Annotated in this window: 16 protein-coding genes; 7 read left to right on the top strand and 9 right to left on the bottom strand. The window is 45.1% G+C overall.

Annotated features, from left to right (window positions below; all coding sequences use genetic code 11):
- Positions 1–297 precede the first annotated feature (297 nt).
- Positions 298–1,011, bottom strand: a complete 714-nt coding sequence (locus tag AB4274_RS14710) for a 3-deoxy-D-manno-octulosonic acid kinase (protein WP_372112427.1) — start codon at positions 1,009–1,011, stop codon at positions 298–300.
- 95 nt (positions 1,012–1,106) lie between these two features.
- On the opposite strand from AB4274_RS14710, the gene AB4274_RS14705 reads away from it, so the two are divergent.
- The 3 genes from AB4274_RS14705 to AB4274_RS14695 all read left to right on the top strand — a co-directional run bounded on the left by AB4274_RS14705 (position 1,107) and on the right by AB4274_RS14695 (position 3,669).
- The gene (locus AB4274_RS14705) at positions 1,107–2,189 is read left to right on the top strand and encodes a glycosyltransferase family 9 protein (protein ID WP_372112425.1); all 1,083 of its coding nucleotides are present in this window, start codon (positions 1,107–1,109) and stop codon (positions 2,187–2,189) included.
- A 1-nt stretch (position 2,190) separates the two neighbouring features.
- Positions 2,191–2,673: a pantetheine-phosphate adenylyltransferase gene (coaD, locus tag AB4274_RS14700; protein WP_010433787.1), complete on the top strand. Its 483-nt coding sequence runs from the start codon at positions 2,191–2,193 to the stop codon at positions 2,671–2,673.
- A 243-nt stretch (positions 2,674–2,916) separates the two neighbouring features.
- Entirely contained in the window at positions 2,917–3,669 is a 753-nt protein-coding gene (locus tag AB4274_RS14695) for a glycosyltransferase family 25 protein (protein WP_016792613.1), read from the top strand.
- Between the two features lie 131 nt (positions 3,670–3,800).
- Here AB4274_RS14695 and AB4274_RS14690 read toward each other — a convergent pair whose 3' ends face one another.
- From AB4274_RS14690 to radC, 6 genes are all read right to left on the bottom strand, one after another.
- A complete protein-coding gene (locus AB4274_RS14690) occupies positions 3,801–4,805 on the bottom strand; it encodes an NAD-dependent epimerase (protein WP_372112424.1) in 1,005 nt (334 codons plus the stop codon).
- Between the two features lie 91 nt (positions 4,806–4,896).
- Complete coding sequence (gene mutM, locus AB4274_RS14685; RefSeq protein ID WP_372112422.1) at positions 4,897–5,706, bottom strand: bifunctional DNA-formamidopyrimidine glycosylase/DNA-(apurinic or apyrimidinic site) lyase; 810 nt, start codon at positions 5,704–5,706, stop codon at positions 4,897–4,899.
- Positions 5,707–5,708: 2 nt separating this feature from the next.
- Positions 5,709–6,233, bottom strand: a complete 525-nt coding sequence (locus tag AB4274_RS14680; RefSeq protein ID WP_372110047.1) for a hypothetical protein — start codon at positions 6,231–6,233, stop codon at positions 5,709–5,711.
- A 204-nt stretch (positions 6,234–6,437) separates the two neighbouring features.
- On the bottom strand, positions 6,438–6,605 hold the full coding sequence (gene rpmG / locus AB4274_RS14675) for a 50S ribosomal protein L33 (RefSeq protein WP_002535344.1): 168 nt from the start codon (positions 6,603–6,605) through the stop codon (positions 6,438–6,440).
- 13 nt (positions 6,606–6,618) lie between these two features.
- Positions 6,619–6,855 (bottom strand): 50S ribosomal protein L28, encoded by a 237-nt coding sequence (gene rpmB / locus AB4274_RS14670; protein WP_004728407.1) that lies wholly within the window; start codon positions 6,853–6,855, stop codon positions 6,619–6,621.
- A gap of 291 nt (positions 6,856–7,146) precedes the next feature.
- Entirely contained in the window at positions 7,147–7,821 is a 675-nt protein-coding gene (gene radC / locus AB4274_RS14665; protein WP_017071069.1) for a DNA repair protein RadC, read from the bottom strand.
- Positions 7,822–8,044: 223 nt separating this feature from the next.
- Between radC and coaBC the strand changes: the two genes are divergently transcribed.
- The 3 genes from coaBC (at position 8,045) to lpxL (ending at position 11,036) form a co-directional block, all read left to right on the top strand.
- The gene (gene coaBC / locus AB4274_RS14660; protein WP_136979983.1) at positions 8,045–9,286 is read left to right on the top strand and encodes a bifunctional phosphopantothenoylcysteine decarboxylase/phosphopantothenate--cysteine ligase CoaBC; all 1,242 of its coding nucleotides are present in this window, start codon (positions 8,045–8,047) and stop codon (positions 9,284–9,286) included.
- Positions 9,287–9,425: 139 nt separating this feature from the next.
- Positions 9,426–10,016 (top strand): nucleoid occlusion factor SlmA, encoded by a 591-nt coding sequence (gene slmA / locus AB4274_RS14655; RefSeq protein WP_004741428.1) that lies wholly within the window; start codon positions 9,426–9,428, stop codon positions 10,014–10,016.
- Positions 10,017–10,055: 39 nt separating this feature from the next.
- Positions 10,056–11,036, top strand: coding sequence for an LpxL/LpxP family Kdo(2)-lipid IV(A) lauroyl/palmitoleoyl acyltransferase (gene lpxL, locus AB4274_RS14650; protein WP_017059266.1), 981 nt, complete (start codon positions 10,056–10,058; stop codon positions 11,034–11,036).
- Positions 11,037–11,120: 84 nt separating this feature from the next.
- Here the strand turns inward: lpxL and pyrE are convergent, their stop codons facing one another.
- Together pyrE and rph are read right to left on the bottom strand one after the other, a co-directional pair.
- A complete protein-coding gene (gene pyrE, locus AB4274_RS14645; RefSeq protein ID WP_017059267.1) occupies positions 11,121–11,762 on the bottom strand; it encodes an orotate phosphoribosyltransferase in 642 nt (213 codons plus the stop codon).
- 232 nt (positions 11,763–11,994) lie between these two features.
- A complete protein-coding gene (gene rph, locus AB4274_RS14640; RefSeq protein ID WP_019826449.1) occupies positions 11,995–12,711 on the bottom strand; it encodes a ribonuclease PH in 717 nt (238 codons plus the stop codon).
- Positions 12,712–12,994: 283 nt separating this feature from the next.
- On the opposite strand from rph, the gene AB4274_RS14635 reads away from it, so the two are divergent.
- On the top strand, positions 12,995–13,861 hold the full coding sequence (locus AB4274_RS14635; RefSeq protein WP_050633873.1) for a YicC/YloC family endoribonuclease: 867 nt from the start codon (positions 12,995–12,997) through the stop codon (positions 13,859–13,861).
- Positions 13,862–13,976: the final 115 nt, after the last annotated feature.

The raw sequence follows: 13,976 nt of genomic DNA, 5'->3' as shown, positions 1-13,976 counted from the left end.
CTTTTGAGCTGATTTTTACAGCGAGTTGCTGGGTATTTATACAAGGCAGAGGCTTTGATGTGTAGCTAGCCTACATGATAAGCCGATAACGTAGTAGAAATGACCAGCAAACGCTGCCCGAAGGGTTCGAGCTGGGCGCCCCCGCAAAAAGCGCTTTACTCTTTGTTGAGGGAGATTTGCTTAGAATGACTAGGCTACTTCCCCCTCGCCGCGATTAAAACGCTTTTGACTAGGCGCCCCTATCCGAACAAAATTTAACCGCAAAAGGTCAACACGCCCTAAAACCATTCGATTTCGTTAGCCTTGGTAGCCTGTTAAAAGAGGCTCCCAATCCGACTCTTGCCATTGAATCTGGCGCTTGTTCACTTCTTTTAAGAACGAGCGCTTTAAGCGATTCAAGTTGCCTTCTTTCCAGTCATCACCCGCTTGCTGACCACACTTATCAAAGTCAATAATCCACACCCTTTGCGAGTCATCAAGCAGGATATTATGAATGTTGAGATCGGTATGATTAACCCCAGCATCGTGCATCTTGCGTACCTCTTGGCCAATTCGACGATAAACATCCGCATCTATCGGGCCATTGACCAAGACATCAACCAGATCTTTGGCATTGGGAATTCGTTCAGACATTAAGTCCGCTCGATAAAGTAGTCCGCTTTTAATGGCTCTAGCAGCAATGGGCTTCGGTACATTCACACCTGCGTTTGCCAATATCTTTAGGACATTAAGCTCCATAGCGCAGCGAGTACTCTCCCAATCAGAGAAACGATATTGGTCTTCGACTAGCTTCCCAAACAATCCGCCACGGCGATAATGGCGCAATGCGGCCTGTATTCCATCAAGCTGAATGAACCATGTGGTACCGCGTCCTTGAGCACTGCCTGAAATGGCGTCTTGTTGCTGCCAATATTCAGCCTCAAAAATCTGAGCGATATCGCCCTCTGGTACCTGAGCCAAAAGTTCAGGGTCGTACCAAATTGTTTGGTTCTTGGTGCTAATCGTTTCCATCTATGAGGCCTTTGGGTCGCTTTTCATCATTGCTATTTTACAACTAATGCGAGTATCTGCATAATTCTGATGTTATTCACTTTTTCGGACTCTTTATGTCACTGTTCTCAACTGCACCTCAATCTCTTTGCATACTTCGTCTATCCGCAATAGGTGATGTTTGTCATGCTATTTCTGTGGTTCAAGCCATCCAGAAGCAGTGGCCTGAAACGAAAATCACGTGGATAACCGGGAAAATAGAAGCCATGCTGATCGGCGATCTACCCGGTATTGAGGTGATTGTTTTCGATAAGAAACAAGGCTTCAAAGGAATGCGTGAATTATGGCGTCAGCTATCTGATCGTAAATTTGATGCACTTCTGCATATGCAAGCCGCACTCAGAGCCAGCGTGCTATCTTGGGGAATAAAGGCGAAGTGCAAAGTGGGATTTGGCAAAAACCGTACTCGTGAAATGCAGTCACTCTTTACCAACCACCATCTACCTATTTCAGATAAGTTTCATGTGTTGGATAACTTTGCCGAATTTGCTCGCTACATTGGTGCCCCCTTCGATAAGCCTCAATGGGATATCCCTTTAACACCTGAAGATGAACAACTCGCAATTAGCACCATGGCAGACAAGCCGACCTTAGTTATCTCCCCAGCTGCAAGCAAAGATTCACGCAATTGGTTAACTGAGCGATATGCAGCTATTGCTGATTATGCTGTCGAACAAGGCATGCAAGTGGTGTTATGTGGTTCTCCGGCACCAAGAGAAGTTAACCTTGGTAGCGACATCGAAAAATTATGCCAGTCGCCAGTAACCAACTTGATTGGCAAAACGAACTTGAAGCAACTGACTGCCGTACTGAAACATGCAACGGTGGTATTGGCACCTGATACTGGCCCAGCCCACTTGGCAACTACGCAGTCAACGCCTGTAATCGGCTTGTACGCGCACAGCGATCCTCGTAGAACAGGACCTTACAACGATCTCGATATCGTAGTGAGTGTTTATCAACAGCACGTAGAAGCACAACAAGGTAAACCAGTCGCAGACCTTCCATGGGGAACCCGTGCTAAAGGCGATGATCTGATGAAAGACATCACACTCGATATGGTAAAGCAGCAACTCGATAAGGCCTTAAACTCTAGTAAAGCACTGAATTCGAACACTACATTAAGCAAGGACAGCTAAAATGAGCACACACGTTATTTATCCAGGAACTTTTGATCCGGTGACCAATGGCCACCTTGATATCATTGTTCGTGCCGCTAGCATGTTTGACCATATCACTGTTGGAGTAGCAGCGAGCCCAAGTAAAAAAACCATGTTTGAATTAGATGAACGTGTAGAGTTGTTACGTGATGCGGTGTCTCACTTACCTAACGTGTCTGTTGAAGGATTTTCGGGGTTACTGGTCGATTTTGCTAAACAGCAGCAAGCGAATGTGTTGGTGCGAGGCCTAAGAACAACCATGGATTTTGAGTACGAGTTTGGACTCACCAGCATGTACAGAAAGCTACTTCCAGGCCTTGAAAGTGTATTTTTAACACCTTCAGAGGAGTATGCATTCCTCTCTTCGACAATAGTTCGAGAGGTGGCCATTCATGGTGGAGACATTAGCCAGTTTGTGCCACAAAAGGTGGCAGCCGAGATAAAGCTGAAGACTGCCAAGTAATTCTCTTTACCTACACCGAAAAAAAATAGCGCTCATTGAGCGCTATTTTTTGAGACAGATAAATTCATTTAGACCCCTACATATTAGCTCTGACACTGCAGAACCTATGAATCAGATAATGCGAACCCCGAACACTCTTGAGGTTCGTCACAACCATAACCTCTAACAAAGCGAACAATCATTACAAAAAGCCAAACGAGTGATAACATAATTTCTTGTGAATAAATACATCAATATAGCTTTATGAAATCATACTGTATTACCTTAAAAGCAAACCATTGTAGGCAAAAATCAACAGCTAACGCCCTTAAGGATGCTCAGGTTGATTTTGAGTTTTTTATCGGAGTGGATGCACGAACCGATGAACATCCTCTACTAACAAGAATTCACGATAGAGCTTTTTTACACAATATGGGTAGACCGCATGCAATTGGGGAAGTGGGGTGTTATGCAAGCCATTATCTTATTTGGCAAAAATGCATAGAGTTAAATGAACCCATTTTAGTCTTCGAAGATCATGCCGATATTGATATCGATATATTTCGCAATACTTTGACTATCGCCGAACAGCATATTGAGCAGTGTGGTTTTATTCGCTTACAAGACAGTAAGAATAGACTACATTATTCAGTTGATAAGTACGATACACAGCATCTTGTAAAGTATTTGAAAGTTCCTCAAGGAACCGCCTGCTATGCTATATCTCCCAAAGCGGCACAAGCTTTCATCGAACAAAGTTCAACTTTTAATTATCCAGTTGATGTATTCTTAAGGAATACTTGGATTCATAAGCACCCCATGTTTGGTGTTTCTTCTGCTGGATTACAGCGTAGTAAACGGCCGTCAATTATCGGTAGTCGTAAACATAAAGGTAGAAAAGACTATTCTGTCGCCTTTATGAAGATTGTGAACAAAATAAAGAGTATGGCACTTAATCTATCAACAAACCTTTATCACCTTGCAGTACTAGATAAAGAGTTCAGACCAAAATTCTAGGTCTAGGAAAAGTACACTCACATTAAATTGCCCCCTCTCTTTATGCTTATACTTATACCTAAAAAGCAATCATGCGATTACCTATAAAAATAGCGCTCATTGAGCGCTATTTTTATAAGAGAAACTAACTCTTATAGTGAGTAGTAAGCTTTATACCAATCCGCAAAAGCTTTCGCGCCTTCTTGGATCTTCACTTGAGGTTTATAACCAACCGCTTCAAACAAATCTTCCGTATCAGCGTAAGTCGCGTACACATCACCTGGTTGCATTGGCATGAAGTTCTTTTTCGCTTCAACACCTAGAGCACCTTCTAAGGCTTCGATGTAGTCCATTAATTTAACTGGGCTACCATGACCGATGTTAAACACTCGGTATGGTGCTGAACTGGTTGCTGGTGAGCCTTGCTCTACTGTCCAATCTGGCTGTTTAGCTGGAACTCGGTCTTGCACACGAATAATACCTTCAACAATATCATCGATATAAGTGAAGTCGCGCATCATGTCGCCATTGTTGTAAATGTCGATCTCTTTACCCGCTACGATTAGATTCGCAAACTTGAACATCGCCATATCAGGGCGGCTCCAAGGGCCGTAAACGGTAAAGAAGCGTAAGCCTGTCGTTGGTACGTCATATAAATGCGAGTAAGTGTGTGCCATCAACTCATTCGACTTCTTAGTCGCAGCGTACAATGAAATCGGGTGGTCAACACTGTCAGCCGTGTGGAATGGCATTTTCTGGTTCAAGCCATAAACAGAGCTTGATGAAGCGTAAACCAGGTGTTCAACCTTGTTGTGGCGACAGCCTTCAAGAATAGCTAGGTGACCGACAAGGTTGCTATCGGCATACGCCATCGGGTTATCAATTGAGTAGCGAACGCCAGCTTGCGCCGCTAAATGAATCACACGGTCAAACTTTTGCTCAGCAAACAGCGTTGCCATGCCTTCTCTATCAGCAAGATCCAGCTCGATGAAGGTCAGGTTTTCATGCTCAATGCGCTTTAGGCGATCATGTTTCAAAGAGACTTCGTAGTAGTCATTCAAGTTATCAATGCCGACAACCTTATGTCCTGCTGCGCATAGTCGCTCTGAAACTGCAGAGCCAATAAACCCGGCAACGCCAGTTACTAAATATTTCATTCTACTATTCTCAATTCATATCATTAGTGTAATTGTAGCTATTAGCCTGCCTATCTACTAGCGTAAAAAAGTGAACATAAGTTCAGTTTTTTTATACTTGGCACTCTTCACAATAAAACGTGTTCCTCTGCCCTATTTTTAACTCTTGAATAAGAGCTTCACAAGTAGGGCACTTTTCGCCTGCTTTGCCATACACTTGCAGCTCTTGGGCGAAATACCCCGGTTTGCCATCTGCTTGTGCGAAATCTTTTAGCGTAGTACCGCCTTGTTTAATGGCGGTGGCGAGCACTTGTTTGATCTCTTTGGTCAACAAGACCCACTCTTGTTTTGTCACTTTGCTTGCAGGGCGCAAAGGGCTAATACGTGAAGCAAATAGCGCTTCGTTGGCGTAGATATTCCCGACACCCACCACCACCTTATTGTCCATGATGAACTGCTTGACGGCCACTTTACGCTTTTCTGCTTTCTCAGCAATGTAGTCAGCGTTGAAGTCATCGGTTAGTGGTTCAGGGCCAGAACCGAGTAACACAGGGTGTGTTTCGTCGGGAGCAGACCACAGCCAAGCGCCAAAACGACGTGGATCGTTGTAGCGTAGTACTTTTCCATTAGTGAGCTTAAGATCCACGTGATCGTGCTTTGCTGCTGGGAAGTCAGCATCTAATACGCGTAGTGAGCCAGACATACCAAGGTGAACAATGGCAGTGCCAGTATCCGTTTCAATCAATAGGTACTTTGCACGGCGCGAGATAGAGCGAATCACCTGCCCTTCTAATGCTTTGAGCTCTTGTGGGATATCCCAACGCAGCTTCGGCGTGCGAAAGGTAAGCGTTTTAATGGTCTCGCCGACTAAATGAGGCGAGATCCCCATTCTGCTTACTTCGACTTCGGGTAATTCAGGCATAGTTAGTCGTCCGATTTAGAGGAGTGGTTAGCGTTAAAGCTTGGAAACAGGTAGCTCTCTTCAATAGACACCGCCAACCACTGATCATTCCAGTTTTTTAACAACCAGAACTTAGGCAATTGATAATAGGTAATACGCTGGGGCTCTTCTTGGTCTTGATACCATACTTCGATGGTGTGTGGTGTATTTAACCGAGGCGTAAGGTCTGTGTAGGTCTGTGAGTCGACTTCCGTGCCCACAAGCTCTTTCCAACGTTGTGACAGCTCTTGTGCATTGGTGGCTTGAGGAAAGTCAGTATCTTCGAACTGGTAAACCCATTGATTATCTTGTTGAATGACAGACCACTTAGCAAAGTGTAACGCTTGAAGCTTTGCTGTTGGGTTCAGGAGATAAGGATAAGGGCTATCAACCTGCGGTTCAGGCTCGATAAGGTACGCTTTGATCAATGTTGGAAGGTTTAACACGCCAATAAAAGCGATCACACTGAACATGAGTATGTTGTTCCACCGGCGTCCACGATATCTCATCTGATTCTGCTCATCTAACCTATTGAACATTCAGTATATCGTGAAAGTGGCAATACTTTCTATGTTGTACAGATTTCTATCTATCAGAGGCTATATCAAGCAAGAATAATTGAGTTCCTCAAATTGTAGATATAAAAAAACCCAGCGATTAAACTGGGTTTTTCAATTCTTTCTTCTACTGAAGAAGAGCAAAAAAAGCATCAATTACTTGATTTTAGCTTCTTTGTACATAACGTGTTGGCGAACTACTGGATCAAACTTTTTGATCTCAAATTTGCCTGGCATGTTACGCTTGTTCTTATCAGTTGTGTAGAAGTGACCAGTACCTGCAGAAGATACTAGACGAATTTTCTCACGAATGCCTTTAGCCATTGCTTAATTCCTCTTAAACGTTTTCGCCACGTGCACGGATATCAACAAGAACAGCATCGATGCCTTTCTTATCAATGATACGCATGCCTTTAGCAGTTAGACGTAGTTTAACAAAACGTTTTTCGCTCTCTACCCAGAAACGATGAGTTTGTAGGTTCGGCAGAAAACGGCGCTTAGTAGCATTGCGTGCGTGTGAACGGTTGTTACCCGTTACTGGACGCTTACCAGTTACTTGGCATACTCGGGACATGAATGTCTTCTCCAATCGTTTCAGCTCGATATCAACCTTGGTGGCCGAACCTCTCTATCAATTAAAATAGAAGGTAAAAACCGTTATGGAAAATCCATACAAGGCTATCAAAGGTCGCGCATTATACTAACTTGACACGCATTGCTCAAGACCCGAACAGATCCTTTTTACGGATTTCGTGATCTTTTTTTGTGCAGCGCAGCTTGCTTGAGTAATCAGAGCTGATTTTAGGTCTAAAAATGTGGCCGGAATAATAGCAGATTTAACGCAACTAACAACCTAAAATGTGATTCAAATCCATCCACGCTCTGCAAAAGAGACAACTTCGCCATCTCCAACGACAAAATGGTCGAGAACTCGGATGTCCACCAGCGCTAATGCGTCGGTCAATCGGCGTGTAATCCTCCTATCCGCTTGGCTGGGCTCCGCGACACCCGAAGGATGGTTATGAGCCAAGATTAATGCCGCCGCATTGTGATGAAGTGCCCGTTTAACCACTTCCCGTGGGTAAACCGATGCGGCATCGATGGTTCCTTCAAACATAACTTCGTCTTTGATTACCCTATTTTGGTTATCGAGGAACAATATATAGAAGGCTTCTCGCTGGCGATCACGCAACATGCTCGAAAGATAAAGCTTAGTATGACTAGGGCTAGTGAGTGCATCTCCGCGAGATAACGTCTCTGCTAGATAGCGCTGTGTCATCTCTAACACAGCCTGTAATTGAACATACTTGGCCTGCCCCATCCCTTTATGGGCACAAAATTCTTCCTGCGTTGCTGAAAAAAGATGACGGAGCGAGCCAAAGTCTTTGATCAACTTGTCAGCGAGTTCCAAGACGTTCATTCCTTGTGTCCCTGTTCGCAGGAATATCGCGAGCAGTTCAGCATCACTCAAAGAATCAGGCCCTCTATTTAACAACTTTTCTCTCGGCATCGATTCGGCAGGTATTTTATCTATTGGCATATAAAGACAATCATTGGTCATGAACACAACCCATCACCTTAATGAGATCGTAATAAGAGATCCTTCGATAGAGGTCAAAGGAAACGAGACACTAACAAAATCGTGTAATTGATAAGTTTGATAACACCAACTTGATGAGCGTCAAATCTGTTCTAATTCTGCTTCTAGGCACTAATCCTTTGTTCTGATATCGTAAGTCCCAGAGAAATTAAGGAACAGAATCATGCAAACATTGGTTAATCAACTGGATAACGCTGACCTACAAGGCCTGGCTGGGAAAAAAATCCTACTTGGCATTAGTGGTGGTATCGCTGCGTATAAATGTGCCGAACTGACTCGACGCTTAATTGAACGTGGAGCACAAGTACAAGTCGTGATGACGAATGCAGCCAAGGAGTTCATTACTCCTCTCACCATGCAAGCCGTCTCTGGAAGGCCAGTGTCTGATAGTTTGCTTGATCCTGCTGCTGAGGCTTCCATGGGGCACATTGAGCTCGCAAAATGGGCTGATTTGGTATTACTAGCGCCAGCAACCGCTGATCTGATTGCGCGCATGACAGCTGGCATGGGTAACGACCTACTGACCACTTTGGTTCTAGCAACCGATGCGCCAGTTGCGGTATCTCCGGCAATGAACCAACAGATGTACAGCCACCCTGCCACTCAAGAGAACATCGCAACACTAAAACGTCGTGGTTGTGAGATTTGGGGACCGGCGGCTGGCGAACAAGCGTGTGGTGATGTGGGAATGGGTCGCATGCTAGAGCCTATGCAGCTCGTGCACCGCTGTGAAGACTTCTTCCAACCTAAACCTCTTGCTGGTCGCTCTGTGTTAATCACGGCGGGTCCAACTCGTGAAGCCATTGACCCTGTGCGTTACATTACCAACCACAGCTCGGGCAAGATGGGCTATGCTCTGGCTGAAGCGGCAGCGAAACAAGGCGCAACAGTAACTCTAGTCAGCGGCCCTGTATCACTCGCGACACCAAATAAGGTTAATCGTATCGATGTCGACAGCGCTCAACAGATGTTTGATGCGGTTGCAGCAAACGCTTCTCAACATGATATTTTCATCAGCTGCGCCGCGGTTGCCGATTATCGCCCTGAGACCATCGCAGACCAAAAGCTTAAAAAGGTCGACGGTAAAGACGACATGACCATTCAAATGGTTAAAAACCCAGATATTGTCGCTTCTGTCGCTTCAATGACCGAAGGTCGCCCATTTACTGTCGGCTTCGCAGCAGAAACTCAAGATGTTGAGAAGTACGCACGCGGTAAACTGGAAAGAAAGAACCTCGATATGATCTGCGCCAACGACGTCTCAGTTGAAGGCCAAGGCTTCAATAGCAGTAGCAATGAGCTGCACCTTTATTGGAAAGGCGGCGATAAATCTCTACCACTGGAGAGCAAAGACACACTTGGTTTCCAGATCCTCGATCAGATCCAACAGCTTATTAATGTATAAACGCACAAATTTGCTCTGATAATCTGCTGACACCTCTCGATTCTGTTGACCTAGGGCTCACAAAACTAGGAAACAGAATTGAATGGTGTTTATAATCCTTCTTCACTCAATCCTCATCTTTAGGAAAGGAAGTAAATAGATGGCTGGTACTCGAAAATCAAACCGTCGTGAAGAAATCCTACAAGCTCTCGCACAAATGTTGGAATCGACCGAAGGTGCTTCTCGTATCACAACGGTAAAGTTGGCCAAGCAAGTGGGTGTTTCTGAAGCTGCGTTATACCGCCACTTCCCAAGCAAAGCCCGCATGTTTGAAGGCCTGATCGAGTTCATTGAAGAAGCGTTGATGTCTCGAATCAACCGTATTCTGGATGAAGAGAAAGACACGCTAGAGCGCATACGCCTAGTACTACAACTTATCTTAGTTTTCTCAGAACGTAACCCAGGCCTGACTCGAATTTTATCTGGTCATGCTCTAATGTTTGAAAATGAACGCCTGCGTGATCGCATCAACCAACTTTTCGAACGCATTGAGACGCAACTTCGCCAGATCCTGCGTGAAAGAAAGCTTCGTGAAGGGAAATCATTCCCGGTTGATGAGAAAATCTTAGCCGCTCAACTGCTCGGTCAAGTTGAAGGCAGCTTGAATCGATTTGTTCGCTCAGACTTCAAATATCAACCAACAGAAAACTTTGATGCTTATTGGGCTCTGCTAAGCGCTCAGATTAAGTAGCAATCAAATTAAGTAGCAATCAAATCTTAAGTGATGGTTATGACGACGAAAACTTCTCCGACAAACAGCACTGCACAACACGTTATTACTAAGCCACCTTTTACTCTGGCGTTACTCCACCCTAAATACTGGGGAGTATGGTTCGGTTTTGGGTTATTGGCGCTTATCGTTAACGTTCTCCCTTATCGCCTCTTACTGCTGTTAGGCCGATCGTTAGGCTCTTTGGGTGCTCGCTATGGTAAAAAGCGTGTCGCGGTAGCAACACGTAACTTGGAGCTCGCCTTCCCAGACAAGCCCGCAGATGAAGTCGCGGCAATGGTCAGTGAGAACTTTAAGAACACAGGTATGGCACTCATCGAAACCGGCATTACCTGGTTCTGGCCAACGTGGCGTTTCAAGCGAATCCTAGTAGATAAAGACACCCAAACACTGCGTACACATAAAGCCAACGGTAAAGGTGTTCTTCTATGCTGTGTGCATGCCTTAAACCTAGAGATCACTGCGCGAGCAATGGCTGTTCTCGGTATTTCAGGTTTAGGTGTTTACCGCCCGCACAACAATCCGGCGTATGAGTTCATTCAATACCGCGGCCGTACTCAGAACGGCAATCGTCTGATTCACCGTAAAGACGTGAAGCGTATGATTCGAATCCTGCGTCAAGGTGAGATCCTTTTCTACCTACCGGATCATGATTACGGTCGTAACAAGTCTGTGTTTGTGCCTTTCTTCGCAGTAGAAGATGCATGTACTACAACAGGCACTAGTATTCTGGCTTATACGAGCCGATGCGCACTTGTTCCGGGTTCTGGTTTTAGAAATGCCGATGGCAAGTATGAGATCATGGCCGATGAATCGATCGAAGATGACTATCCACAGAAAGATGAGAAAGCGGCTGCCGCCTACATGAACCGCTACCTTGAGAAGATTATCTTAAGAGCACCAGAACAGTGGATGTGGCTGCACAAGCGCTTTAAGACCATGGAAGACCCAGAAGTGGAGCGCGGCATTCGTTATAAATAATGAATACTGAATACTGAACCAAAAGAAAAGGGGCTGATGAATCATCAGCCCCTTGTGCATTCTATAGTCTAATTACGAGTAGTATTAGATGCCGTATTGAGCGCGGTATGCTTTTACTGACTCTAGGTGTGCTGCGTCTGTGCCTTTCTCTTCAAGGAAAGTCACCAAGTCAGTCAGGCTAACGATTGAGATAATCGCACAACCGAAGTCACGCTCAACTTCTTGAATCGCAGACAGTTCGCCTTTGCCCTTCTCTTGACGGTCGATAGCAACAAGCACGCCCGCTAAATCAGCGCCATTTGCTTGGATGATTTCCATCGACTCACGAATCGCAGTACCTGCAGTGATCACGTCGTCCACTAACATGATGCGACCTTCAAGCGCGCTACCGACAAGGTTGCCACCTTCACCGTGGTTTTTCGCTTCTTTGCGGTTGAAGCAGTAGGGCGTGTCTACATCGTGGTGATCAGCGAGTGCAACCGCTGTCGTCGTTGCAATTGGGATACCCTTGTATGCAGGGCCAAATAGTACATCGAACTCAATGCCAGAATCAGCCAATGCTGCTGCGTAGAAGCGACCTAAACGCGCTAGGTCACGACCTGTATTAAACAATCCAGCATTGAAGAAGTAAGGGCTCTTACGGCCAGACTTTAAAGTAAACTCACCAAACTTAAGTACTTCTTTCTCTAGTGCAAATTCAATAAATTCACGTTGATATGCTTTCATGCTCATCCTCTAAATTAATTTACTTTCCAGTTCCTAACTTCCAATCGCTCAGGAAGCTAACAATGATGTATTTTCTAAATAGATAGCTCTACAACAAGGCAGCAAGGTTTTTCAGCCCTATGAGCATAGGGGACCTATGTGATTAGGGTGAAAAATTGCAGCTAACGCTGGTGTAGAGTTATATATGACGAAAATAAAAAAATAGCCCCTTAAAAAAGGAGCTATCTAAAAACTATTCTGCTAACGCCGACTTCTGCGCTTCAACAATATCAGCAATGCCCTTATTCGCCAGGGCTAAAAGCTGCATCAACTCTTCGTGGCTGAACGGTTCGCCTTCTGCGGTACCTTGAATCTCAATCATCTTACCGTCTTCCGTCATTACAACGTTCATGTCGGTATCGGCTGCTGAGTCTTCAACGTACTCAAGGTCACACAGTGCTTGTGCACCAACGATGCCCACTGAAACTGCCGCTACGTGGCCTTTCATTGGGTTCTTTTTCAGTTTGCCGCTTGCTAGTAGGCTGTTGATAGCATCAGCCATTGCAACGCTTGCACCTGAGATAGAAGCAGTACGAGTACCGCCGTCTGCTTGGATAACATCACAATCGACAGTGATCATAATTTCACCCATTACTTTCAGGTCAACAACAGCACGTAGGCTACGAGCGATCAGACGTTGGATTTCCATCGTACGACCACCTTGCTTGCCGCTCGCCGCTTCACGACGGTTACGAGTGTGCGTTGCACGTGGCAGCATGCCGTATTCAGCCGTTACCCAACCCTTTCCTTGGCCTTTTAACCAACGCGGTACGTTTTCTTCTACCGTCGCATTACATAGAACTTTAGTGTTGCCGAACTCAACTAATACAGAACCTTCAGCATAAGCTGTGTAGTTACGAGTAATTTTAATTGGACGAATTTGATCTACAGCGCGGTCATTTGGACGCATTGGTATCTACCTTATTAACAGTCTGAAGTGATTTACTATCGAAAGAGTGCATCACCTAAGAAAGGGGTGAGACAGTTTTGATTGGGGCAAGATTATATAGCAGTTTATCTTTCAAATCTATTTACCATTCAAAGCGACTTACGACTTAAATCGACTTGCGACTCAAAGATACTTACCGTGAAAGGCTATTTATCGCCGAAAAGCGACAGGCTTCGGGTGCACCCCGTATCGTGATACTATGCGTGCGCGTTATTTTCAGAATGATAAAAGACAGGAAAATTCGATGATTTATAGTATGACCGCGTATGCACGCAAAGAAGTAAAAGGCGATTGGGGTACAGCAGTATGGGAAATCCGTAGTGTAAACCAACGCTACCTTGAAACTTACTTCCGTATGCCTGAACAGTTCCGTGGTTTAGAGCCGATCTTGCGTGAGCGTTTCCGTAAGCGTCTAGCGCGCGGCAAGGTTGAATGTAACCTACGCTTCGAAGCAAACCCAGCAGCAAAAGGTGAACTGAGCATTAACGAAGGTTTGGCTCAGCAAGTGATCAATGCCGCTAACCAAGTTATGACGATGACAGGTGAAGACAGCCGTCTGAACCCATTCCAAGTCATGAACTGGCCTGGCGTGATGGAAACTCCAGAGCAAGACATGGATGCCATCAACAAAGATCTACTAGAAGCATTCAACGATGCCATCGCCGAGTTCATTGATGCTCGTGCTCGTGAAGGCGAAAACATGAAAGCGCTAATCGTTCAGCGCTTAGATGCAATCACTGAAGAAGTAGTGAAAGTTCGTGCACGTATGCCTGAGATCCTAGAGTGGCAACGTGAGCGTCTTCTTACCAAATTTGAAGATGCGAAAATCGAACTTGAAGGTTCTCGTGTTGAGCAAGAGCTTATCCTACTTGCGCAGAAGTCAGACGTAGCAGAAGAGCTAGACCGTCTAGATTCTCACGTGAAAGAAGCAAATGCAGTACTGAAGAAAGGTGGCGCTTGTGGCCGTAAGCTAGACTTCATGATGCAAGAGTTCAACCGTGAGTCAAACACGCTAGCGTCTAAGTCTATCAGCACAGACATCACAGCATCAGGCGTAGAGCTTAAGGTTCTTATCGAACAGATGCGTGAGCAGATCCAAAACATTGAATAACAGTCTGTAAGCTGTACACGATAAAGAATAATCAGCTTAATCAGCTTAATCAGCTTAATCAGTGTTGATTAGATCAAAATGAGCTCCTAATTTTAGGGGCTTTTTTTTGGTTCAT

This window comes from Vibrio sp. 10N.261.55.A10 (genome assembly GCF_041470825.1).
Lineage (GTDB): Bacteria > Pseudomonadota > Gammaproteobacteria > Enterobacterales > Vibrionaceae > Vibrio > Vibrio crassostreae_C.
This window is presented reverse-complemented; position numbering and strand designations above follow the sequence as displayed.

Excerpts from the sequence above, each read along its gene's own strand:
- mutM (WP_372112422.1), bottom strand. The coding sequence starts at position 5,706 with ATGCCTGAATTACCCGAAGTCGAAGTAAGCAGAATGGGGATCTCGCCT.
- AB4274_RS14635 (WP_050633873.1), top strand. The coding sequence starts at position 12,995 with ATGATTTATAGTATGACCGCGTATGCACGCAAAGAAGTAAAAGGCGAT.
- coaD (WP_010433787.1), top strand. The coding sequence starts at position 2,191 with ATGAGCACACACGTTATTTATCCAGGAACTTTTGATCCGGTGACCAAT.
- lpxL (WP_017059266.1), top strand. The coding sequence starts at position 10,056 with ATGACGACGAAAACTTCTCCGACAAACAGCACTGCACAACACGTTATT.
- AB4274_RS14680 (WP_372110047.1), bottom strand. The coding sequence starts at position 6,233 with ATGAGATATCGTGGACGCCGGTGGAACAACATACTCATGTTCAGTGTG.
- slmA (WP_004741428.1), top strand. The coding sequence starts at position 9,426 with ATGGCTGGTACTCGAAAATCAAACCGTCGTGAAGAAATCCTACAAGCT.
- AB4274_RS14695 (WP_016792613.1), top strand. The coding sequence starts at position 2,917 with ATGAAATCATACTGTATTACCTTAAAAGCAAACCATTGTAGGCAAAAA.
- AB4274_RS14710 (WP_372112427.1), bottom strand. The coding sequence starts at position 1,011 with ATGGAAACGATTAGCACCAAGAACCAAACAATTTGGTACGACCCTGAA.
- rpmB (WP_004728407.1), bottom strand. The coding sequence starts at position 6,855 with ATGTCCCGAGTATGCCAAGTAACTGGTAAGCGTCCAGTAACGGGTAAC.
- rph (WP_019826449.1), bottom strand. The coding sequence starts at position 12,711 with ATGCGTCCAAATGACCGCGCTGTAGATCAAATTCGTCCAATTAAAATT.
- coaBC (WP_136979983.1), top strand. The coding sequence starts at position 8,045 with ATGCAAACATTGGTTAATCAACTGGATAACGCTGACCTACAAGGCCTG.
- pyrE (WP_017059267.1), bottom strand. The coding sequence starts at position 11,762 with ATGAAAGCATATCAACGTGAATTTATTGAATTTGCACTAGAGAAAGAA.
- rpmG (WP_002535344.1), bottom strand. The coding sequence starts at position 6,605 with ATGGCTAAAGGCATTCGTGAGAAAATTCGTCTAGTATCTTCTGCAGGT.
- radC (WP_017071069.1), bottom strand. The coding sequence starts at position 7,821 with ATGCCAATAGATAAAATACCTGCCGAATCGATGCCGAGAGAAAAGTTG.
- AB4274_RS14690 (WP_372112424.1), bottom strand. The coding sequence starts at position 4,805 with ATGAAATATTTAGTAACTGGCGTTGCCGGGTTTATTGGCTCTGCAGTT.
- AB4274_RS14705 (WP_372112425.1), top strand. The coding sequence starts at position 1,107 with ATGTCACTGTTCTCAACTGCACCTCAATCTCTTTGCATACTTCGTCTA.